Source organism: Aeromonas molluscorum 848 (assembly GCF_000388115.1).
GTDB lineage: Bacteria > Pseudomonadota > Gammaproteobacteria > Enterobacterales > Aeromonadaceae > Aeromonas > Aeromonas molluscorum.
The window spans coordinates 1-21,275 of sequence record NZ_AQGQ01000032.1 but is presented as its reverse complement, the minus strand read 5'-3'; the positions used below and the strand labels follow the sequence as shown (position 1 = coordinate 21,275).

Sequence of the window (21,275 nt, the reverse complement as noted above, 5' to 3'; positions counted from 1 at the left end):
GGACTGCGGCTAATCGGCCTTTTATAACCCTTTGATAGGCATTGCAAATGACCATGATGGTGGATGCAACCGACGCCGTTTTTCGGCAAGATGGGGGCTCATCAGGGAGGAGTAAAACCATGTATGAGATCCAGATCCGTCAGGCGGAAACAAGCGATGCCCAGGCCCTGCGCGACCTCTATGCCATGCCCGGCGCTCAAGGAGGGACGCTGCAACTGCCCTATCCCACCCTGGCCATGTGGCAGAAGCGGCTCAGCGAGCGCGCCGGCCATGGCTTGGTCGCTATCGTGGATGGCTTGCTGGTCGGGGATCTGGGGCTCTGGCTCGAGCCTAATCCAAGGCGACGCCATGTGGGGGGAATCGGCATGGGGGTGCGCGATGATTGGACCGGGCGCGGGGTGGGGTCGGCCCTGCTGGGCGCGGCCGTCGACCTGGCGGATAACTGGCTCAATCTGCAGCGCCTCGAATTGACCGTCTACAGCGACAATGCCGCCGCCATCGCCTTGTATCGTAAATTCGGTTTCGAGCAAGAAGGCTGCTCACCGGCCTATGCATTTCGTCAGGGGCTTTTCGTCGATGCCCTGCACATGGGGCGAGTACGGCTGCCATGATCGACTACAAGGTCAGGCTCAGACCCGCCATCCGGGCCCTGGAGCAAAACCCCGAGCTGAGCCTGACCGAGGTGGCGGCCCTGGCCTGCCTCTCCTGCTACCATTTTCACCGGGTCTTTACCGCCGTCACGGGGGAGTCCCCGGGGGAGATGCAACGCAGGTTGCGGCTGGAACGGGCCGCCGTGGCGCTGCGCTATGGCAGCGACCCTGTCACCAGCATCGCTCTGGGGGCCGGCTTTGCCAGCTCCCAGGCCTTCGCCAAGGCCTTTCGCAAGCAGTTTGCCATGACGCCCGGGGAGTTGCGCCGTTATCCCCACAGGTTGCAAGAGAGCAAGAATGGACACGGGGACCGCAAGGATGGACACGCATCTTCCCCGCCCCCCGGTCAGGATGAAGAGGTGTCAAACGAGAGGAGTTTCAGGATGAAAACCGAGCAGATGAGTGGCCGAACCCTGGCCTATATCCGCGTCACCGGCCCCTATGGCGAGGGCTATGATCCGGTCTGCCAGCGCCTTTATCAATGGGCCTCGGCGCGAGGACTGGCAGAGGCCGAGTGGGTCTTTATCTACCATGACAACCCGGAAGTCACGGCGCCCGAGTTATGTCGCACCGACATCGGCGTGACGGCACCGGCGGGGACGACCGGGTCGGCTGAGATAGAGATCCAGCAGATGCCCGCCGGGCGCTATGCCCAGTCCCGCTACATCATCACGGATCGCAGCCAGTACGGACCGCTATGGCAGGAGCACATCGGCGATCTGGTGGCGGCGGGGCTGGCGTTTGGCGATGGCCCCTGCTTCGAGCTTTATCACAGCACGAGCAATGACCCCCTGCGTGACGATGTCAGCTTCTGCTCCAGCGTTCAGGATTGATGGGGCAGGCACAGGACGAAAGGAAAAGAGGAGCCATATCGGCTCCTCTTTTCATGGGCGGCTCGCGAGGGCGGTCAATCCTGTTCTGACAGGCGATCCTTGCGGAAGGTCCCCCACCAGCACAGTCTTGTCTGGGATAGCAGCCTATGGGTGGGCAGCATCAGGGCGCCGCCAAATGATAGGAGGGGCTCACTCAAGGTTAGCCGGGCAGCTTGTTGCGGCGGGACTTCCACCACCAGCGCAGTCTTACCTGGGAGAGAAGCATGCCGGTCAGCATCAGCACGCAGCCGATGACGGCGCGTTCGTCGAGGATCTCGCCGAGCAGCAGCACACCACCAATGGCGGCGAACACCGTCTCCAGGCTGAGGATGATGGCGGCGTGGGCCGGATGGGCGCCCCGTTGCCCCACGACTTGCAAGGTATAGCCCACCCCGACCGACACCAGACCGGCATAGAGCAAGGCTTGCCAGCCAGCGATGGCCCCGTCCAGGGTCGGCGTCTCGATGGCGAACGCTGTGCCCAGGCTGAGCAGCCCGCATACCACGAATTGCACCCCGGCCAGGCGGATAGGGGCTACCCGGTTGGAGTAGTGATCCAGCACCAGCAGGTGGATAGCCCAGAACAGGGCGCCGATCACTTGCAGCAGATCGCCATAGCCGATGGTGAAATCCTCGGTCACGCTCAACACATAGAGTCCGACCATGGCGATCAGGGCACCTACCCAGGTGTTGGCCCCCGTCTTGTGGTGCAGCAGCAGACCGATCACCGGCACCAGTATGATGTAGAGACCCGTGATGAAACCCGCCTTGGCGGCCGTGGTGTAGAGCAGCCCCACCTGTTGCAGGGAGGCGGCACAAAACAGCACGACGCCTGCCAGGGTGCCGCCGATCAGCAGCAGGCGCGGGTTGTCTTCGCCGCTCTGTTGGATCGGCTGGCGGGATTTTAGCCACCAGAGCAGGGGCAGGAGAGAGAGGGCTCCGAGCAGAAAGCGCAGGCCATTGAAGGTGTAAGGCCCCATGTGATCCATCCCCAGACGCTGGGCGACAAAGCCCAACCCCCAGATGGCGGCGGCCATCAGCAACATCATGTTAGAACGCATAGGTTTCATCCCTGAAATCAAAAAGTTGAAGTTCCTTCATCACCATACCGACTGCCATGGTGTTTGTCTTGGTCGGGCTCAGACGATCCTTCTGCGATTGGTTCAGGAGCTGGAGGTGTGGGCCAGCAGCGGGATCAGCATCAGCAGCAGCAGGTCGATGCGCAATATCCAGATCACCCACAGCTGCTGTTGAGTCGACACCATGGGAGCCCTGCCTCGGCGCAGGGATTGCCGCCAGCGATAGAAGAGGCGACTCGGATAGCCGAAGCTCAGCGCCATCAGCATGAAGAGTGCCAGCTTGAGCCGGTAACTTGGCAATTGCAGCAGTTCTGTCGGTCCCTGAGGATCTGCGTAGAGTTGCATCAAGCCGCTGACAAACAGCAGCAACAGGGCCAGCGCCGCCAGACCATCGGCGATCAGCAACTTGCGCACCTGCTCGATGGACATGCCGCGCCTGAACAGAAAATACTCAGAGGTGAGGGCGCCGGTGAGCAGTATCAGGGCGCAAAAATGAATCGTGATCCAGTTGTCGTGGGTCAGCATGGCAACGTTGGTTGTGGGTCAGTGAGCATCTTTTCTTCCTTTGGACGCAGTCGCGACGGACTGTTAATCTGACTCAAACGCCCCTGTCACTGGAGTCCAGTTTGAGCAAGTCTCCTACCACCAAAAAGTATTGGTCTCTGGTGAGCCGCATGAGGCTTGGCCTGCTTGTTCTGTTTATTCCAGTGCTGGTGCTGGGGGGCATTTACTATCTGCACATGGCCCGCAGCCTGCAACAGGAACTGGAGCAGCGTCTCATCGCCAACAACAACCAGTTGCGCGAGAGCCTGGTTGAGCCTTACCTGGCCGAGCTGGAGCGACAGTTTACCCTTATCTATGGCCAAGTGAAGGCCGAGGATGTCAGTGGCAGTGAACTTGGCCACACCAACATCTACCTGCATGACTGGCGACTCTACAAGGGGCTGGCCCCGGATCTTATCGCCATCTACCTCGGCACCGAGCGGCGTCAGGTGCTCAGCTACCCGGACTGGGATCAGAATCCCGCCTATGATCCCCGTACCAGACCCTGGTACCAGTTGGCCATGACTCACCCGGGGCGACTGGTCTGGACCGAGCCCTATTACGACTACACCACGGGGAACCTGCTGATCTCCATGGCGAAGACTCTCACTGATCCCCAGGGAAAGACCCTGGGGGTGTTCGCGGTCGATGCCCAGCTGCAGCCGCTCTCGGCCTTGCTCAACCGCCCGGGGGAAGATGGCTATCAGAGCATCATCAATGCCTCGGGTCGTCAGCTGGCTCACCCTGATCCCCAGCAGCTATTCAAGATGATGCCCCACCCCGGCTGGCTCAGGCGGTTTGCCGATGACAGGGGGCTCTTCCTCGATGAGAGCAATCGTCAGTTTGTCTCTTACAGCCACTTGCCGGAACAGGGCTGGGTGCTGATGAGCATAAAGCCCGCGGCCAGTCTTAATCAGACGGTGGCGCGGGCCTCTCTCAACGTACAGTTGATGGTGGTGCTGGCGTCGGTGCTCTATCTGGTGCTGGCCATCGTCTGGACCCGTTATTTCAAGAGCATGCTCAACGAGATTGCCCGGATGATCCGCTACAGCCGTGATGATCCCTCGGCGACTCAGCTGGGAGACATTCGGGAGTTGAAGCACATCTATGCCGAGTTGGCCGCAACCAGTCAGGATCTTCATGAAGTCCGGCAGCTGGCGAACCTCGACAAGTTGACCGGCCTCTACAATCGCCGCTTCTTCGATGATCAGCTGGCAGAATTGCTTGACGAGAGGGAACCCTTCTTCCTCGCCATGTTTGATCTCGACGACTTCAAGGCGGTCAACGATACCTTCGGACACCACACCGGGGACATGGTGCTCAAGCGGGTTGCCACCCTGGCCATGGAACAGCTGGGCGAGCGGGGCTGGGTCTGCCGCTACGGCGGCGAGGAGCTGGTGGCCCTGCTCACGGGGGAGGATCAGGGGATGATCTTCGCCCTGCTCGACGAGTTTCGTGAGCAGATTGCGACGCTGGTGTGGCGCGAGCCGGGACTGCGGGTTACTTTGAGCTGCGGCCTGGTGGCCAGTGGCCAGGCCCGGGAGGCCAAGGAGTTGATCGTCACGGCGGATGCCGAGGTCTATCGCGCCAAACGGGCGGGCAAGAACCGCTGCTATCAAGCGGGAGCGGTGGCGCCAACCCCAGATCCTGCGCTCGGATCGGTATAGCCGAAGCGTGGCGGTCGCGGATAAAAACAGAGGAGGCCAGCGGCCTCCTCTGTTTTTATCCGGATCATGGAGGCTGTCTCGGCCCCTGATCGCCGTTATTGCACCTTTTCCTCGACGAGTTGCCAGTGCAGGCAGGGCCAACCCGCCTGCTCGGCGGCTTGGCGAAGGCGGGGCGCCGGGTTGACCGCATGGGGAAGTGCCACAGCTTGCAGCAACGGCAGATCGTTGTGGGAGTCGCTGTAACCAAAGCTCCCCTGCCAGGGATCGTCAAGCCCGCCAAACAGCTGGTTGATGCGCGCCACCTTGCCCTCTCTAAAGCTCAGGGTGCCCCGGGTCTGACCGGTCAGTAGACCCTCTTCCTCATCAAGCAGGATGGCGATGCAGTGATCCATCCCCAACATGCGCGCCATGGGGGTGACCAGATGTTCGCCTGAGGCGGAGATCAGCACCAGGGTATCGCCCTGTTTTCGATGCCAATCGATACGGGCCAGCCCTTGCGGGTAGAGGCGCTCGCGCAGCACCTGCTCGGCGAAGCGGGTACAGAGCGAGTCGAGCCACTGGCGCGTCTTGCCCGCCAGGGGTTGCAGAGTAAATGCCATGTACTGGTGCATGTCCATCTTGCCCTGATGGTAGAGGGACATCATGGCCTGCTCCTCGGCCACCATGCCCGCCGGGGCCAGCTCCTCTGCCACCATGTACTCCAGCCAGAGGCTGGCGGAATCCCCGGCAATCAGGGTGTCATCCAAATCAAACAGTGCCAGTGCCATGTCAGCTCCTTGCTGGGAATAGCGGGCGGGCCTGTGACCGCGCACCGGGTAACAATGGGGTCTGCTGCATCGCTATGCTACCTCACGCAGCTGATCCCGGGCCACCGCCAGGGTGACTGCACGACCTACCGGCAGCAGGTCACGGGCCGAGCGGTTGAGGACGTCCACCGTCAAGAGCCCCGCCTCGCACGCCACCTGATAGCGGATGATGTTGCCGAGCAGCTGCTGGTGGCGTATTACCCCGGGCAGATGGGGTTCGGGAGGGCTGGCCTCCTGAGGCAGCAATGCGATGGCCTCGGGCCGCAGTGCCAGCTTGGCGTTGCGGGATCCGCCCAGCCACCGGTTGGCCTGCTCGGGGCTCAACAGGTTGTAGTGGCCGATAAAGCTCGCCACGAATTCATTGGCAGGCTGGGTGTAGATCTGCTCCGGAGTGCCGCTTTGTACTATCTCTCCCTTGTTCATCAGAAACACCCGATCCGACATGGTGAGCGCTTCTTCCTGATCATGGGTGACGAAGATGGTGGTGAGCTCCAGGCGTTGCTGGATCTCGCGGATCTGCTGGCGCAGGCTGCGGCGGATGCGGGCATCCAGCGCAGAGAGCGGTTCGTCCAGCAGCAGGATGCGCGGCCGCACTACCAGGGCCCGGGCCAGGGCAACCCGCTGGCGTTGGCCGCCGGAGAGTTCGTTCGGATAGCGCAGCTCGAAGCCATCCAGTTCCACCAGACTGAGCGCTTCCTGCACGCTGGCCGCCAGTTCACGCCCCGGCTGAGGTTTCATTTTGAGGCCGAAGGCGACGTTGTCCCACACCGTCATGTTGGGGAAGAGGGCATAGCTCTGGAACACCATGCCGATGCCGCGTTTCTGGGGCGCCTGCCAGGTGATGTCCTCACCGGCTACCCGCACCTGGCCGCCATCGACCGGGGTCAGTCCGGCAAGCGCCCGCAGCAGGGTGGATTTGCCGCAGCCGGAGGGGCCTAGCAGTGTGACCAGCTCCCCCTTGCGGATGCCGAACTCTATCCCTTCGAATACCTTGGTGTCGCCGTAGGATTTGTGCAGTTGATTCACTTCTAGATGGAACATGTCTTGTCACCGATCAGGTTGTGCTGCCGGGCAGCGAGGGGCGCGGAACATGTGGCCGTCACCGATGAAAGCGATTGGCTGCCCAGGTGAGCAGCAGGGTCAGCAGGAAGTAGCTCATCACCAGGGCACTGGTGAAGTGGCCCGAGGTGGACCTCATGTTGTAGAGATAGACCTGCAGGGTTTCGTAACGGGTGCCCACCAGCATGTTAGCGAACACGAACTCGCCGAGCAGGAAGGAGAGTGACAAAAACAGCGCCGAGAGCAGTCCCTTGCGCAGATTTGGCAGTATCACCAGGGCGAAGGCGCGTGCGCTGCTGGCCCCCAGCAGGTGGGCGGCATCCATCAGATCCTTCAGCGGTACGCCCTGCAAGCTGTTGGCCAGCGCCCGGTACATGAAGGGGAGCACTATGGTGAACCAGGTGCCCACCAGGATCCACGGCGTGCCAATGATGGGTAGCGGGCCGCTTGAGTAGATCTGCAGCAGCCCCACCGAGGAGACCACCGGCGGCACCGCGAAGGGCAGCAGGATCAGCAGGTTCATCCAGGGATCCAGCCTGGGAAAGTAATAGGCCACCACCAGCACGGTCGGTACCAGCACCAGGGTTCCCAATAGCAGGGTGGCGAAGCAGACCAGCAGGCTGCGGCCGAAGGCGGCCAGGAAGCGCGGATCCTCCCACAGCTGCAGATACCAGTCGAAGGTGAAGCCATCCGGCAGCAGGGTGGCTCCCCAGCGGGTAGAGAGTGAATAGAGCAGGGTCGCCAGCAGAGGCAATATCAGGACGGTTACCAGAGCGCCGAGCACCCAGCGCGGCCAGCTTGGCTGGAGTTCACTCATGGCTATTCCCCTTCGCAAGGTAGCTGTGCTTGAGCAGCCACTGATTCGCCGCCGTCACCACCCCCAGCAGCACCATCAGGATCACCGCCAGGGCTGCCGCGAGATTGGGCTCGAGGAAGATGTCCCCTGATACCAGGCTCGCCACCCGGATGGTCACCAGGTTGAAGTTGCCCGTGGTGAGGGCATAGGCGGAGGCATAGGCCCCCACCGCGTTGGCAAAGAGAATGATCAGGGTGCCGAGCAGTGCCGGCGTCAGCACCGGCAGCGCCACCTGCCACACATATTGCCTCTTGCTGGCGCCGAGCAGGGCGGCGGCCTGGGGCCAGTCATCCTGCAGTGCATCGAAGGCCGGATAGAGCAGCAACAGGGCGAGGGGGATCTGGAAATAGGTGTAGATGAGGATGAGACCTGCCCCCGAGTAGAGGTTGAAGCCGTCGATGAGGCCCCAGGACTTGAGCAGCAGGGTAAGGGCGCCGTTGATACCGAGAATGATGATGAAGGCGAACGCCAGGGGTACGCCGCTGAAATTCCCCGTCATGGTGACGAAGGCGAGCAGCATGCGCTTGACCCGCTCACCGCTGTGGCGCAGCGCCGCCGCCCCCAGGGTGCCGATGGCGAGCCCTGCCAGGCTGGCAATGCCGGCGATGCGCAATGAGTTGGTGAAAGATTGCAGGTAGAAGGGGGAGTTCAGGATCTCCCGGTAATAACCCAGGCCCCAGCCATCCGGGGTCTGAAAACTGCCCACCAGCACCCACACCATGGGGGCGAGCTGGAACAGGATCAGCAACAGGAAAAATGGCAGCAGCACCAGGGCGGGTAGCCAGTGGCGGCGGGTGCGGCGTGGGATCGTGGCGTGATCCGGCAGGATCTCTGTGGTGGCAGGCATCATCAATGCACCTCGCGCAAGAAAGCAGCCTTGAGCAGTGGCGGGCCGCTCGGCTTGTCATGGGCAACCCCGAGCAGGTCGGCCATCAGGCCGCAGAGCTGGGTCTGCTGGATGGCGGGACCAGCTGGCCACTGGGCCACGAAGGCATCGCCAAACAGCCAGAGCGGCACGGTGCGTTCTGCCGGCAAGGTGCCGCCGTGGCTCAGATCCTCGTTCATGCCGTGATCCGAGGTGATCACCACCTGATACCCCTCGGCCAGCCACTGGGGCAGCAGGTCGGCCAGCAAGCTGTCCATGCGCCGCGCCTGATTGCGGTACTGGCGGGAATCCAGGCCAAACTTGTGGCCCGCATCGTCCACCCCCATGGGGTGGATCAGCAGAAAGTCGGGGTCATGCTGGGTTCGCAGCCACTCGCCATCCATCAACAGATGGCTGTCGGGGTAGCCGTCATCCCAGTAGAAGCAGCCGTGCTGGATAGGCAGCTGCTCGTCATGGGTAAAGCGATCCCGCAGCGCTTGCCAGGGGCTGCGATTATAGAGCTCGCTCACCCAGTGATAAGCCGCGGCCGCGGTGCGTTTGCCGCCGGTCCGTGCGAGATGGAAGATGGATTCATGCCGGCTCAGCCGGCTGACGCCGTTATGGCTGATGCCGCTGGTTACCGGTGGAATTCCGGTCAGGATGCACTCGTAGAGCGGGCGGGAGAGGGAGGGCAGGGCGCAGCTCAGGGTCGTATACAGGCCGCGCTGTGCCTCCACCATGCCCGCGAGGTAGCCCATGGTGTGGGCTACCTCGGCAGACAAGCCATCCACAAGTACCACTATCACCTTGTGTTGCACTGGCGTGTCCTTACTGCATGTTGATCATGACGGTTTCTTGCCACTGGCGCGGCAGGGCCTTGGAGCTCTGCTCCCAGGCGGCGTGATCCTGCACCGGCTTGGCATTGGCATACTGCTCGGCGGGCAACAGTTTGGCTTTCACGTCATCGGGCAGCACCACATTGCTGCGGATGGGACGGGCATAGCCCCGGGCCAGGTTGATTTGACCGGCATCGGAGAGGATGTATTCCCGTGCCAGCTTGGCGGCGTTGGGGTTCTTGGCCCACTTGTTGATGATGGTGGTGTAACCGGCGATGACGGAGCCGTCACTCGGGATCACCACGGCAAACTTCTTGGGGTCTATCTGATCACGGTAGTTGAGGGCGTTGAAGTCCCACAGCACACCCACTTCCACCTCGCCCTTCTCGATGTTGGCGATGGTCGGATCGTTGAGAGATAGGCGACCCTGCTTGGCCAGCTTGCCAAACAATTCCAAGGCGGGCTTGAGATTCTTCTCGCTGCCGCCGGTGGCATAGGCCGCGGCCAGCACGCCGTTGTTGGCCTGGGAGGCGACACCCACATCCCCCAGGGTCACCTTGTAGTCACCGCCGAGCAGGGATTGCCAGCTGGTGGGGGCGGCCTTGACCAGATCCTTGTTGATCAGGAAGGCGATGGTGCCGGTGTAGGCCAGCATCCAGTGGCCGTCCGCATCCTTGGCCCAGTTGGGAATGTCTGCCCAGGTGGAGGGCTTGTAGGGCTGGGTGACCCCCTGCTTGACCGCGACCGGGCCGAAGGCGCCACCCACGTCACCGATATCGGCGGTGGCATTGGCCTTCTCGGCGGCGAACTTGGCTATCTCCTGGGCCGAGCTCATGTCGGTGTCCTGATGCTTGATGCCATAAACGCCACCCAGCTGTTGCCAGGTATCTTTCCAGTTGGCCCAGCTATCGGGCATGCCGATACTGTTGAGCTGGCCTTCGCCGCGAGCGGCTTTTTCAAGATCCGCGATGTTGTCGGCAGCATAGCTATTCGTTGCAAAAAACGGCTGGCTGATGGCCGCGATGGCCAGTGCACTTGCGATCAAGGTTTTCATCATCCCATCCTTCTGGACTAGGTCAGTTAAGGTTCGAGGACGATGCTAGGGGGGCAATGTGACGGTACCGGGATACTTTTGTGGCGATTGGATGACATTCGAGTAGCAAGTAGCCTGTCATGGCAGCTTCATCTGGGCGGGATATAAGCATGGCATTCGATTCGTTGGACTATGCCAGGACAGGCTCGTGACCAGACTCCTTACCAAGAGTGAACAAATCTGCCAGACGTTGCACCGTTATATCGACAGCGGCCAGTTGACGGCTGGCCAGCAGTTGCCCGCCGAGCGAGCCCTGAGCGAGCGCTTTGCCACCACCCGGATCACGGTCAAGGAGGCGCTCTCGACCCTGGAAGCAGAGGGGATCATCTACCGTGCCGAGCGGCGGGGCTGGTTCGTGGCGCCGCCAAGGCTGATTTACGATCCGGCTCGTCACACCCATTTCCATCAGTGGATCACTGAGCAGCAACGGAGCGCCGAGACCCGCTTGCTCGGTCAGGGGACCGAGCTGGCCAGCAGCGACCTTTGTCACTGGATGGCCATTACCCCTTTCACCCCGTTGTTCGGGATCCGTCGCCAGCGGCTGATCGATGGCCGCCCCGTGCTGCACGTCAGCCACCATCTGTTGGCAACCCGCTTTCCTGGCATCGAGTGCCAGCCTCTGGCGGGGTCACTCACCGAGCTCTACTGGCATGAATATGGTATAGGGCAGGGGGGGGCCCGGCTGGAAGTGACGCCGGTGGCGGCACGGGGAGAGATAGCACGGGTGCTCAATCTTGCCCAGGGCAGCCCAGTGCTGCGGCTGGTGCGGATAAATTACGATGAGGACGGGGCATTGATCGACTGCGATATAGAGCACTGGCGGCCGGATGCAATATGCATCTCGTTGGATACTCGCCCCGGCCCACCATGACTGAGCGGGAGACAGGCCTCGCCCGGGGACGAGGCCTGTGCTGAGGTTTAGCCGTCTATGTTGGGGATGAGATCGTCAAAGCTCTGATAGCCGCAGTCGGCCAGTTGCAACGACATGGTATAGGTCTTGGTGTCTTCCCGCTGGCCGATGGCGGGGCGGTTGAGCTTGAGCTCCTGGTGCCAGTACTCCTTCATCCGCTCGATCAGGGCGAACGCCTCACTCTCGTCCAGATGCAACTGGCACAGCGCCATGTAGTTGTTCTGCTTGTGCATGTTTTCCACCAGATAGTCACCCAGCACCGACATGGCCTGGCGCGCCTGCTGGCGGGCGAAGCGGCTGTGCTGCTCGAAGTTGATCCGCTCGCTGATGAGAAAATGGAAGCTGTTGTCTATGCCGAGCTGGAGTATGCCGAGCTTCTCCAGCTTGCGCAGATAGAGGTAGCAGGAGGCATCGGTCAGGCCATACTCCCGCTTGAGATCGATCAGTGTCTTGTCGCGCCAGAAGATGTTGGCGAGGAAGGCGTAGAGCCCCGGCTCGTTGTGAAATGCCTCGTCCTGTTCCTGGGTGAAGACGGCGCGGCGACTCTGGGCCTCCTGGGTGCGCTCCAGCAGCTCCTCGAAGGAGAGCCCCACCAGATGGCAGATCTCCAGCAGGGTATCGAATGGCAAGGACGGCTTGTTCATCATGCGCTTGATGGTGGCGATGGAGACGTTCATGGCTTCGGCCAGGGTCTGATAGCGGATCCCCTTGTCGATCAGCGTCTTCTTGAGGGTGTCGAGGATGTTGTTGGCCAGGGTCTGGCTATAGGTCATGCGTCATTCCTTTATGTGCATTTGATGAACCGCCAAAAAGTGTACCTTTTCCATGGTTCGGGCTCAGATATTGACACTTTAAAAAAACAGGGGAAAGCAAGGGGTCGAAATAAGCGGGATGATCTGGCCAGTTTGGGGCAAAGGTTGCAGAAAATGACACCGGACGGTGCACATCCTTCAACTCTGCAACATTGTGCTGGCGAGGAATATTGGTTCGCGCATAATCGAACACGAATCGAATTCGAGACTTTCCTGGTTGCGAAATCGATTGTTTGCTTCCAATTTAAGGGTTTTTTTAAACCGAAAGGTTTTTATTCTTTCCTGGCAAATTGAGCGGATCCCGTCAGGGTTCCGCTTTTTTCTTTTCCCCTAATTTGCCAACGGCGTCAAGCGGTGACGCATTACGCCTTGGCGACAAACAGCTTGGGTATCTCCCGCACCAGCCAGCTCTTGGCCTTGCCCATGCTGTCCCGTCGCCATGCCAGCACCACTGTGATGGGGTGACGATACTCGGGGCTGATCACCTTGAGTCGGCCCGCCTTGACATCCTCTGCTACCCAGCCCAGCGGCATGGTGCCGACGCCGATCCCCGCCAGCAGCGCATCGCGTTTTTCGGCCATGGTGCTGACGGTGAGCCGCGGCTGCTTGTCGAGCAGGCGGTAGGTGAGGGCGGGCTTGCGCCGCGCCGTGTCGGCGATGGCGATGGCGCGGTAGCGGCGCAGGGTTTCGTCTGCCAGAGGCTCGGGCTCCTGATGCAGGGGGTGATCCGGGTGCGCCACATAGAGCATCTCCTCTTCAAACAGAGACTGATGCTTGATGCCGGTCAGCATCTGATCGCCGGTCAAGGAGGAGATAAGCAGATCGGCACGGCCATCTTCCAGTGTCTCCCAACTGCCCGCCAACACCTCGGCCCGAAACCGCAGTCGGGTATCGGTCAGCTCGCTCAACCGCTCCACCAGCGGATAGAGCGCCTGCACCGGCACCAGAGTATCCACGGCTATGGTGATGTCGGTTTCCCAGCCTCGCGCCAGGGCGCGGGTCTCCCCCACCAGATGCTCGGCGGCCGCCAGCAGCAAGCGACCCTGCTCGAGCAGCATGCGTCCGGCCGGGGTGAACTTGGTTCTGTGGCCGCTGCGGTCAAACAGCATGGCATCCAGCTCATCTTCCAGTTTTTGCACCGTGTAGCTCAGTGCCGAAGGCACCTTGCCCAGCTCCTCCGCGGCGGCGGCGAAGCTGCCCCGTCTCTCTATGGCATCCAGCACCCGAATGGCTTCCAGGGTCAGTGCGCGTTCTTTGCTCATGAGTAGCCTTCAAAATTTTTGAATATGATCGCCAGATTATCTCGCTAACAACTTAAGTCATGCAGGTTTAACATTCAATCATCGCTTGAGCAGGATGGCTCAGTGGCCAAATAAGTGCAGTTCCAGGCTGTGACTTCCTCAAGAATAGTCGGTCAGCTTTCAGTAAAAGAACAACATAATATTTGACATAGTCTCTTGCATGGATGCATTGGCCCAGGCCGAACGGCCTATCAATGACATAAAAATTCAAGAGAGAATTGAACATGAAAAACCTAATCAAAGTGCTGGCCGTTGCAGGCCTGATGAGTTCCGGTCTGGCCCAGGCCAGCGTGCCAGCTGACTTCAGCGCCACCCCGGGTACCTTGCTCGTCAACTGGCAAGCCAGCGCCGTCATCGATGGCAAATCCAACCCCATGTTGGAGGTTCGTGACGAGTCCGGCGATCTGCTGACCTCTGTCCATGCCAGCCTGATGGGCACTCAGCGGGTACAACTGCCCAGCCGCACTCAGGGCACCTTGACCGTCAGCCTGGGCAACGAGTCCAGCCAGTACCGTGTCCCCTTCGGTCTGGGTGACGGTCGCCAGCGTTAACCACTGCTTGATAGCGTAAGGAGCACACCATGATGCAATTGAGAGCCGCAGCAGATCGAGGTCACGCCAACTTTGGCTGGCTCGATACTCACCACAGTTTTTCCTTTGGTCACTACTACGACCCAGAGTGGATGGGGCACTCAGCCTTGCGTGTCATCAACGACGACATGGTGGCAGCGGGTGGCGGTTTCGCCACTCACCCTCACGCCAACATGGAGATCTTGACCTGTGTGCTCAAGGGCACCATAGAGCACAAGGACAGCCTGGGTCATGCCGAGCAGATCCCGGCCGGGGATTTCCAGTTGATGAGTGCGGGTTCAGGCATTCGCCACAGCGAATACAACCCCTCTCAGAGCGAGCCCCTGCAACTGCTGCAGATCTGGATCGAGCCGAACGAGTTCGGTACGGCTCCCGGTTATCAGCAGAAACGGATAGAAAACCAGCCAGGCATGACGCTGGTGGCTTCCCCCTCCGGGGAAGCTGGATCCTTCAGCATCCGGCAGCAGGTCCGGGTATGGCGCCTGCAACTTGCCGAAGGGGAGACCCTCGAATGGGCGTTGCAAGGGCGTCATGGTTACCTGCATATGATTTCTGGGAGCTTGACCGCAAACGGTCTGGCCGCCCAGCCGGGCGACGGAGTACTCAGTCGTGACGAAGCGAACTGGGCACTGATCGCCTCAACGGCGAGCGAGGCACTGCTGTTTGATCTGCCCTGATAGATAAATATTGGGTGAAATGAGTTAGTTAGAAATTTGGTCTTACACTATTAACACTGTGATTGGTTATCAAAGGAATCTGAAGATGGACAAGATGAGAGATGTGGCACTGCTGGTTGGTCGTATTCTGCTGGCCTTGATGTTTGTGATCGCAGGCTGGGGCAAGATCGGCGGCTACGCTGGTACCCAAGGTTACATGGAGGCCATGGGGGTTCCCGGCGCCCTGCTGCCCCTGGTTATCCTGCTGGAGCTTGGCGGTGGTCTTGCCATCATGCTGGGTCTCTTTACCCGCAGCATCGCCGTGCTGATGGCCGGCTTTACCCTGATGGCGGCCTTCCTCTTCCATTACCAGCCTGCCGAACAGATGCAGATGCTGATGTTCATGAAGAACCTCTCGGTGGCCGGTGGTTTCCTGGCCCTGGCGGCGGCCGGTCCTGGCGCCTTCAGCCTGGATGCCCGCCTCGGCAAGTGCTGGTAACAGCCTGATAGTTCAAGTTTTCCAACGCTTTTTAGCCGGTGCAGCAGCACCGGCTTTTTTATGCCCGCCATTTGCCGCAGCGAATGCTGGCAGTGTGATGGGGACCTGCGCCACGACCACAAGCGCCTTTTGCATCTTCCCTCCCGATCCCTGACAATCTCATTTCGTGTGAAGTGACGGGAATCGCTCATCTTTTTCCGTGCTCACCCCCTCGTTTGAATTGGCGGGAGTCGTCCATGTTTACCCTCTACCACTCCAATCAGCTGGATCTGCTCAAGGAGCTGCTGGTCAACCACATCCGGCAGGCACCTCTCGCTCACCCCTTCGAGCAGGAACAGATCCTGGTACAGAGTCCTGGCATGGCCCAGTGGCTCAAGCTGGAACTGGCCAAGGCATTCGGCATCGCCGCCAATCTCGAATTCCCGCTGCCCGCCAGTTTCATCTGGGAGATGTTTACCCAAGTGTTGGCGGATGTGCCGCGCCAGAGCCCCTACAACAAGGGATCCATGAGCTGGCAGCTGATGACCATATTGCCCGCCCTGCTGGAACGCCCCGCCTTCGCGCCCCTGGCCGCCTACCTGGGCAGTGGCGGGGGGGAGGATCCTGGCCAGGATCCCGCGCAGGCGCCCGAGCAGGTGCGGCTGTGGCAGCTGTGCCAGAAGGTTGCTGACCTGTTCGATCAATATCTGGTCTATCGGCCGGACTGGATCGCCCGCTGGGAAGAGGGAGAGGGACTTGTCGGAACGGCGAGTCAGGAGCTGGCCGGGGTGAGCGGCCAGGATTGGCAGCCCGAACTGTGGCGGGAGCTGGTGGCCCGCACCCTGACGCTGAGCCCCAGTGGCTACCATAGAGCCAACCTCTATGAAGAGTTCATCCACGAGCTGCAAAAGAGCGCCCAGCTGCCGGGCAAGCTGCCTCGGCGGGTGTTTGTATTTGGGATCTCGGCGTTGCCGCCGCGCTATGTGGAAGCCTTGCTGGCCCTGGGTAGCCGGGAGGATGTGGAGGTGCATCTGTTCGTCACCAACCCCTGCCGCTACTACTGGGGGGATCTGCTGGACAGAAAGACCCTGGCCCGCCTCGAAAACAAGCTCAAACCCGGCACCGACATAGAGAGCCTGCAAGGGCCCGCCAACCCGCTGCTCGCCTCCATGGGCAAGCTGGGACGGGATTATCTGCATCAGCTGATGGAGCTGGAGGTGCCGCAAATCGAGGCCTTCGTCGAGATAGACGATCTGGACGATAACGGCAACGCCAGGCTGCTGCGCGCCGTCCAGAAAGATGTACTGGATCTGGCCTCGCGGGGCGAGGGCCAGTTCAGTCTCGATGGTAGCCACCACAAGAGCCCAGTCGATCCTCAGGATGGATCCTTGCAGATCCACGCCTGCCACGGCCCGATGCGCGAGCTGGAGGTGTTGCACGACCAGCTGTTGGCGCTGTTCGAACAGGACTCGACCTTGAGTCCGAAAGACGTGGTGGTGATGATGCCGGACGTCAACAGCTACGGCCCCTATATTCAGGCGGTGTTTGGTGCGCGCGGCCAGATCCCCTTCGCGGTGTCGGATCGGGCGGCGAGTCAGGAGAGCCCGCTGCTGCAAAGCTTCCTCGCCCTGCTCAGGCTGCCCAACGCCCGGCTGGGGGCCGGCGAGCTGCTCGCCATCCTCGAAGTGCCCGCCGTGCTGCGCCGCTTCGAGCTTGATGATGACGAGTTCAACCAGCTGCGGGTCTGGGTGCAGGAGACCGGTATCCGCTGGGGACTGGACGATGCCTACCCCGAGCGCTTCGACCTGCCGCGCCTGTCCGGCAACAGCTGGCTGTTCGGCCTGCGCCGCATGTTGCTCGGCTTCGCCATGGGGGATGGCGAGCCGGTGGCGGGCATATTGCCTTACGCGGATATCGAGGGACAACAAGGCTTGGCGCTCGGCAAGCTGGCCTGGTTCGTCGATTCACTCGCCGAGTTCCTGCCGCGTCTGCAACGGGAACACTCCCTGCCCGCATGGTCGGCTTGCCTCAATGAGCTGCTCGAGCGCTTCTACCTGGCGGACGAGGAGGAGGAGCGACTGCTGCAACTTATCCGCAGCCAGCTCGTCGAGTGGCGAGGGGCGCTGGCCGAGGCGCGCTTCGAGCGCCCATCACGGCGGATCTGGTGCAGGACTACCTTGGCAGCGTGCTGGGAGAGCAGCGCTCCAGCCAGCGTTTCCTCGCCGGTCAGGTCAACTTCTGTACCCTGATGCCGATGCGATCCATCCCCTTCAAGCAGGTCTGTCTGCTTGGCATGAACGATGGGGTCTACCCGCGCACCCTGGCCCCCATGGGGTTCGATCTGATGGCCAGTGCCAGTCGGCGCGGGGATCGCTCGCGCCGGGACGATGACCGCTATCTCTTCCTGGAGGCGCTGCTCAGCGCCCAGCAGGGGCTCTATATCAGCTATCAGGGCTTCAGCGCCCAGGACAACAGTGCGAAGGTGCCCTCAGTGCTGCTGGCGGAGCTTGTCGACTACGTGCGCCAGGGCTTCGTGCTGGCGGGAGATGAGACACTGCCAGACGAGCAGTCCGGCGAGCGGCTGCTCAAGCACCTGGTGGTCGAGCACCCGCTGACCCCCTACAGCCGCAACTACTTCTATCCGGAGGCGGGTTCGCGGCTCTTTACCTATGCCGTCGACTGGCTGCCCGCCTTCGGATTACCCCGTGGCCGGGGGGCGGCCAAGTTTCCAGAGTGGCGAGCGCCACTGCCCCCGAATGGGGCAAGGAGCAGGGGCTGGAGCTGGCCGAGCTGCTGCGTTTCTATCGCCAGCCCGCCAAGTATTTCCTCAATCGCCGTCTCAAGGTGTGGTTCGAGTTGAACGAAGCCAACATCGAAGACAGCGAGCCGTTCGAACTGGACGGCCTGCAGCACTATCAGCTCAAGAGTCTGCTGCTCGATTCCCATCTGGCACAGGGGAACGGCCCGGGGCGGAGCGATAGTGTGGACAAGCGGCGCGAGCGGCTGCGCCTCTCGGGGCAATTGCCCCAGGGCTGGTTTGGCCGTCTGCTGCTGGACGACCTCGATAAACAGATGGGTGGCCTGGCCGAGCGGCTGCGTCCCTGGGTTGCGGGTGACGAGGCACAGAAACAGGCGGTGGAGATCGATATCTCCCTGGCGCAAGGGCAGCTGCAAGGCTGGATAGACACCCAGAAAGGGCGTCAGCTGATCATCAAGCCCGGCAGCTTCAACGGCAAGGATCTGCTGCTGGGCTGGATCCAGCACCTCTGCCTCTCCCTGAGCGAGGCTCCCGGCGACACCCTGCTGTTCGATGCCAAGCTGAGCTGGCGCTTCCCGGCCCTGGCTGCTGACGAGGCACGCCCCAGACTGGCGGCGCTGGTGGCGCTCTGGCAGCAGGGCATGAAGCGGCCGCTGCCCTTCTTCCCCAATACCGCCTGGGATTGGTTCAAGGCGATGGAAAAGGACCCGGACAAACCGGATGCCGCCGACAAGGCGGCGCTCAGCCGTTTCAATGGTGGCTGGATGATCAATGGCGAAGGGGAGGACCCCTATGTTGCCCGCTGCTTCCCCGAGCTCAATGACGCCGTGCTGACCCAGTTGCAGGAACTGGCCCGTGAACACCTGACCTCGCTGCATCAAACCCTGGAGGAGCTGAAATAATGGCTAGCCCGCTCAATACCCTGCGTTTCCCCCTCCATGGTGAACGACTGATCGAAGCCTCCGCCGGTACCGGCAAGACCTACACCATCGCCGGGCTCTACCTGCGCCTCTTGCTGGGCCATGGTCCCGCCATCGAAGAGGGTGAAGAGGCCGGTCAGCCCAGCGCCCACGAACGGCCGCTCTCTGTGACCGAGATCCTGGTGGTGACTTTTACCGAAGCCGCCACCGCCGAGCTGCGTGGCCGGATCCGCGCCCGTATCCACGAGGCGCGCCTCGCCTTCATGGGCAGGGAGAGCACAGATCCGCTGCTGACCCAACTGCTGCTGGAGGTCGAGGATCACCCCTTGGCGGCCCGCCGCCTGCTGGCCGCCGAGCGGCAGATGGACGAGGCGGCTGTCTTTACCATCCACGGCTTCTGCCAGCGCATGCTCAAACAGAACGCCTTCGAATCGGGCGCCCTGTTCGAGACAGAATTTTTGACCGACGACAGCCAGCTCAGGTTGCAGGCGGTGAGTGACTACTGGCGCACCGAGTTCTATCCGGTGGATAAAACCCCTCGCCAGCTCGGTGCGCGCGCTCTGGCCGAGCCCCGCCGCCCTGCTGCGGGAGATGAGCAGCTGGCTCGACAACAGCGAGCTGGAGATACTGCCTGCGCTGGGGGACGAGACCCCTGGCCGAGCGCCATCAGGTGGCCATGGCCCGCATCGAGGCGGTGAAGTGCGAATGGCTGGCGCAAGGGGACGAGATCCGCCGCCAGACGGATGGGCAAGTAAGCCGCTATACCGGCAAGAACTACGAAGGCTGGCTCGCCAAGATCGGCGACTGGGCGCAGGACGAGAGCAGCGGCTACGCCATCCCCAAGGAGCTGGATCGCTTCGGCCAGACGGTGCTGGAGGAGAACCTCAAGAAGGGGGGCGCGATGCCGACTCTGCCGCTTTTTGCGCAAATCGATGCGCTGCTGGCGAGCCGTCCCGGTATTAGGGATCTGATCCTGCAACGGGCGGCCAAGGTGGTGCGCAGCCGGATGCAGGCGAGCAAGCGCCAAGCCCATCAACTCTCGTTCGATGACCTGCTCAAAGATCTCGACGGGGCGCTCGGCTCCAGTCTTGGCGAGCGGCTCTGCGATCGCATTCGCGCCAGCTATAGAGTGGCGATGATCGATGAATTCCAGGATACCGACCCCCAGCAGTACCGCATCTTCCATCGCCTCTACGGCGGCCACCAGGACACGGCGCTGTTGATGATCGGCGACCCCAAGCAGGCCATCTACGGCTTTCGCGGTGCCGACATCTTTACCTACATCCAGGCGCGGCGAAATGTGAGCGCCCACTACAGCCTGGGGCGCAACTGGCGCTCCAGCGGCGCGCTGGTGGGGCGGTCAACGGCCTGTTCGAGCGGGCCAAGGATCCCTTTATCTACGAAGCGGATATCCCCTTCCTGCCGGTGGAGGCGCAGGGCAAGAGCAAGGCACTGCAACTCGATGGGCAAGTTGCCCCCGTGCTGCACTGCTGGCAGCTGACCGGCCAGCCCACCTTCAACCGCGGGGATTACCAGAGCCGAATGGCCCGTGCCACGGCGGCGGAAATTCACCGACTGCTGACCCTGGCTCGCGAGGGCAAGGCGCTGATTGGCGACCAGCCGGTCAAGGCCGGGGACATTGCCGTGCTGGTGCGCACCGGCGCCGAGGGCCGACTGGTGCAGCAGGAGCTGGCGCGCCTCGCCATCGCCTCCGTCTATCTGTCGAACCGCGAGAGCGTGCTGGAGCAGGTGGAGGCGCGGGAGATACTGCTGATTTTGCACGCCTGCCAGAACCCGAGCGAAGAGCGCAGCCTGCGCGCGGCGCTGGCCACCGGCCTGTTTGATCTCGACGCCAGGGCGCTCGACGCGCTGGCCTCGGATGAGCGGGCCTGGGAGAGCGCGGTGCAGGAGTTTATGGAGTACCGAGCGATCTGGCACCGCCGTGGCGTGCTGGCGATGCTGCGAGCCCTGCTGCACAGGCGCAATCTCGCCTCCTCCCTGCTGGCGAGTCCCTATGGCGAGCGGCGGCTGACCAACTTCCTCCATCTCGGGGAGCTGCTGCAACAGGTGAGCTGCGAGCTGGACGGCGAATACGCCCTGCTGCGCTGGCTGGGGGAGCGGTGAGTCGCCCCAATGGCCAGGATGCGGAGCAGGTACTACGGCTCGAATCCGAGCGCAAGCTGGTGCAGATAGTCACCATCCACAAATCCAAGGGGTTGGAGTACCCCCTGGTGTTCCTGCCCTTCATCTGCAGTCACAGAGCCGCCGAGACCCCGCTCTACCATGAGGCGATTGAGGCGGGCAATCGCACCATTCTCGATCTGACCGGCGCCGAGGGATCCTTGGCCGAAGCCGACAAGGAGCGCCTCGCCGAAGACTTGCGGCTGCTCTATGTGGCGCTGACTCGCGGCGTCTACGCCACCTGGCTGGGGCTGGCCCCGGTGCGGGCCGGGGCGGGCAAGTCGGAGCAGACCGATCTGCACCACACCGCCATCGGCTACCTGCTGCAAAAGGGGGAGGCGGGG

Annotated in this window: 18 protein-coding genes and 2 pseudogenes; 9 read left to right on the top strand and 11 right to left on the bottom strand. The window is 61.8% G+C overall.

From position 1 onward, the window contains the following. Positions 1–119 precede the first annotated feature (119 nt). Positions 120–611, top strand: coding sequence for a GNAT family N-acetyltransferase (locus G113_RS07095; RefSeq protein ID WP_005897514.1), 492 nt, complete (start codon positions 120–122; stop codon positions 609–611). Further along, positions 608–1,483, top strand: a complete 876-nt coding sequence (locus G113_RS07090) for an AraC family transcriptional regulator (protein WP_005897511.1) — start codon at positions 608–610, stop codon at positions 1,481–1,483. The genes G113_RS07095 and G113_RS07090 overlap by 4 nt, the downstream gene beginning before the upstream one ends. Before the next feature lie 199 nt (positions 1,484–1,682). Here the strand turns inward: G113_RS07090 and G113_RS07085 are convergent, their stop codons facing one another. Beyond that, a complete protein-coding gene (locus tag G113_RS07085; protein WP_005897508.1) occupies positions 1,683–2,582 on the bottom strand; it encodes a DMT family transporter in 900 nt (299 codons plus the stop codon). A gap of 102 nt (positions 2,583–2,684) precedes the next feature. Then, positions 2,685–3,125, bottom strand: a complete 441-nt coding sequence (locus G113_RS07080; RefSeq protein WP_005897506.1) for a DUF2214 family protein — start codon at positions 3,123–3,125, stop codon at positions 2,685–2,687. A 101-nt stretch (positions 3,126–3,226) separates the two neighbouring features. On the opposite strand from G113_RS07080, the gene G113_RS07075 reads away from it, so the two are divergent. Beyond that, positions 3,227–4,810 (top strand): sensor domain-containing diguanylate cyclase, encoded by a 1,584-nt coding sequence (locus tag G113_RS07075; RefSeq protein ID WP_005897503.1) that lies wholly within the window; start codon positions 3,227–3,229, stop codon positions 4,808–4,810. Between the two features lie 95 nt (positions 4,811–4,905). On the opposite strand, the gene G113_RS07070 is transcribed toward G113_RS07075, so the two are convergent. The 6 genes from G113_RS07070 to G113_RS07045 all read right to left on the bottom strand — a co-directional run bounded on the left by G113_RS07070 (position 4,906) and on the right by G113_RS07045 (position 10,286). Continuing rightward, positions 4,906–5,577 carry an HAD family hydrolase gene (locus G113_RS07070; protein ID WP_005897500.1) on the bottom strand — a complete coding sequence of 224 codons (672 nt, stop codon included), beginning with the start codon at positions 5,575–5,577 and terminating at the stop codon, positions 4,906–4,908. Between the two features lie 72 nt (positions 5,578–5,649). Next, positions 5,650–6,657 carry an ABC transporter ATP-binding protein gene (locus tag G113_RS07065; protein ID WP_005897496.1) on the bottom strand — a complete coding sequence of 336 codons (1,008 nt, stop codon included), beginning with the start codon at positions 6,655–6,657 and terminating at the stop codon, positions 5,650–5,652. 58 nt (positions 6,658–6,715) lie between these two features. After that, complete coding sequence (locus tag G113_RS07060; protein ID WP_005897493.1) at positions 6,716–7,492, bottom strand: ABC transporter permease; 777 nt, start codon at positions 7,490–7,492, stop codon at positions 6,716–6,718. After that, positions 7,485–8,381 (bottom strand): ABC transporter permease, encoded by an 897-nt coding sequence (locus G113_RS07055; protein ID WP_005897489.1) that lies wholly within the window; start codon positions 8,379–8,381, stop codon positions 7,485–7,487. Before G113_RS07055 ends, G113_RS07060 begins: the two co-directional genes overlap by 8 nt. After that, the gene (locus G113_RS07050; protein WP_005897486.1) at positions 8,381–9,214 is read right to left on the bottom strand and encodes an alkaline phosphatase family protein; all 834 of its coding nucleotides are present in this window, start codon (positions 9,212–9,214) and stop codon (positions 8,381–8,383) included. Before G113_RS07050 ends, G113_RS07055 begins: the two co-directional genes overlap by 1 nt. A 10-nt stretch (positions 9,215–9,224) precedes the next feature. After that, entirely contained in the window at positions 9,225–10,286 is a 1,062-nt protein-coding gene (locus G113_RS07045) for an ABC transporter substrate-binding protein (RefSeq protein WP_005897483.1), read from the bottom strand. Between the two features lie 187 nt (positions 10,287–10,473). Between G113_RS07045 and G113_RS07040 the strand changes: the two genes are divergently transcribed. Further along, positions 10,474–11,196 (top strand): UTRA domain-containing protein, encoded by a 723-nt coding sequence (locus G113_RS07040; RefSeq protein WP_005897480.1) that lies wholly within the window; start codon positions 10,474–10,476, stop codon positions 11,194–11,196. Positions 11,197–11,243: 47 nt separating this feature from the next. Here G113_RS07040 and G113_RS07035 read toward each other — a convergent pair whose 3' ends face one another. Both G113_RS07035 and G113_RS07030 read right to left on the bottom strand, forming a co-directional pair. Then, the gene (locus G113_RS07035; RefSeq protein WP_005897477.1) at positions 11,244–12,008 is read right to left on the bottom strand and encodes a helix-turn-helix domain-containing protein; all 765 of its coding nucleotides are present in this window, start codon (positions 12,006–12,008) and stop codon (positions 11,244–11,246) included. Between the two features lie 401 nt (positions 12,009–12,409). Further along, the gene (locus G113_RS07030) at positions 12,410–13,309 is read right to left on the bottom strand and encodes a LysR family transcriptional regulator (protein WP_005897475.1); all 900 of its coding nucleotides are present in this window, start codon (positions 13,307–13,309) and stop codon (positions 12,410–12,412) included. A 257-nt stretch (positions 13,310–13,566) separates the two neighbouring features. Here G113_RS07030 and G113_RS07025 point away from each other — a divergent pair, with 257 nt between their 5' ends. The 3 genes from G113_RS07025 (at position 13,567) to G113_RS07015 (ending at position 15,093) form a co-directional block, all read left to right on the top strand. After that, complete coding sequence (locus G113_RS07025) at positions 13,567–13,899, top strand: hypothetical protein (RefSeq protein WP_005897473.1); 333 nt, start codon at positions 13,567–13,569, stop codon at positions 13,897–13,899. 29 nt (positions 13,900–13,928) lie between these two features. Then, entirely contained in the window at positions 13,929–14,615 is a 687-nt protein-coding gene (locus G113_RS07020; protein WP_005897469.1) for a pirin family protein, read from the top strand. Between the two features lie 85 nt (positions 14,616–14,700). Next, positions 14,701–15,093, top strand: a complete 393-nt coding sequence (locus G113_RS07015; protein ID WP_005897467.1) for a DoxX family protein — start codon at positions 14,701–14,703, stop codon at positions 15,091–15,093. A gap of 12 nt (positions 15,094–15,105) precedes the next feature. Here the strand turns inward: G113_RS07015 and G113_RS21965 are convergent, their stop codons facing one another. Beyond that, positions 15,106–15,228, bottom strand: a complete 123-nt coding sequence (locus G113_RS21965) for a hypothetical protein (protein ID WP_269077626.1) — start codon at positions 15,226–15,228, stop codon at positions 15,106–15,108. A 101-nt stretch (positions 15,229–15,329) separates the two neighbouring features. Here G113_RS21965 and recC point away from each other — a divergent pair. Together recC and recB are read left to right on the top strand one after the other, a co-directional pair. After that, positions 15,330–18,732 (top strand): annotated as a pseudogene (gene recC, locus G113_RS07010) (exodeoxyribonuclease V subunit gamma). Next, positions 18,732–21,275 (top strand): annotated as a pseudogene (recB, locus tag G113_RS07005) (exodeoxyribonuclease V subunit beta); the annotation flags it as partial. The pseudogenes recC and recB, both read left to right, overlap by 1 nt.

Excerpts from the sequence above, each read along its gene's own strand:
- G113_RS07020 (WP_005897469.1), top strand. The coding sequence starts at position 13,929 with ATGATGCAATTGAGAGCCGCAGCAGATCGAGGTCACGCCAACTTTGGC.
- G113_RS07090 (WP_005897511.1), top strand. The coding sequence starts at position 608 with ATGATCGACTACAAGGTCAGGCTCAGACCCGCCATCCGGGCCCTGGAG.
- G113_RS21965 (WP_269077626.1), bottom strand. The coding sequence starts at position 15,228 with ATGCAAAAGGCGCTTGTGGTCGTGGCGCAGGTCCCCATCACACTGCCA.
- G113_RS07030 (WP_005897475.1), bottom strand. The coding sequence starts at position 13,309 with ATGAGCAAAGAACGCGCACTGACCCTGGAAGCCATTCGGGTGCTGGAT.
- G113_RS07035 (WP_005897477.1), bottom strand. The coding sequence starts at position 12,008 with ATGACCTATAGCCAGACCCTGGCCAACAACATCCTCGACACCCTCAAG.
- G113_RS07065 (WP_005897496.1), bottom strand. The coding sequence starts at position 6,657 with ATGTTCCATCTAGAAGTGAATCAACTGCACAAATCCTACGGCGACACC.
- G113_RS07055 (WP_005897489.1), bottom strand. The coding sequence starts at position 8,381 with ATGATGCCTGCCACCACAGAGATCCTGCCGGATCACGCCACGATCCCA.
- G113_RS07080 (WP_005897506.1), bottom strand. The coding sequence starts at position 3,125 with ATGCTGACCCACGACAACTGGATCACGATTCATTTTTGCGCCCTGATA.
- G113_RS07070 (WP_005897500.1), bottom strand. The coding sequence starts at position 5,577 with ATGGCACTGGCACTGTTTGATTTGGATGACACCCTGATTGCCGGGGAT.
- G113_RS07095 (WP_005897514.1), top strand. The coding sequence starts at position 120 with ATGTATGAGATCCAGATCCGTCAGGCGGAAACAAGCGATGCCCAGGCC.
- G113_RS07015 (WP_005897467.1), top strand. The coding sequence starts at position 14,701 with ATGGACAAGATGAGAGATGTGGCACTGCTGGTTGGTCGTATTCTGCTG.
- G113_RS07045 (WP_005897483.1), bottom strand. The coding sequence starts at position 10,286 with ATGAAAACCTTGATCGCAAGTGCACTGGCCATCGCGGCCATCAGCCAG.
- G113_RS07085 (WP_005897508.1), bottom strand. The coding sequence starts at position 2,582 with ATGCGTTCTAACATGATGTTGCTGATGGCCGCCGCCATCTGGGGGTTG.
- G113_RS07060 (WP_005897493.1), bottom strand. The coding sequence starts at position 7,492 with ATGAGTGAACTCCAGCCAAGCTGGCCGCGCTGGGTGCTCGGCGCTCTG.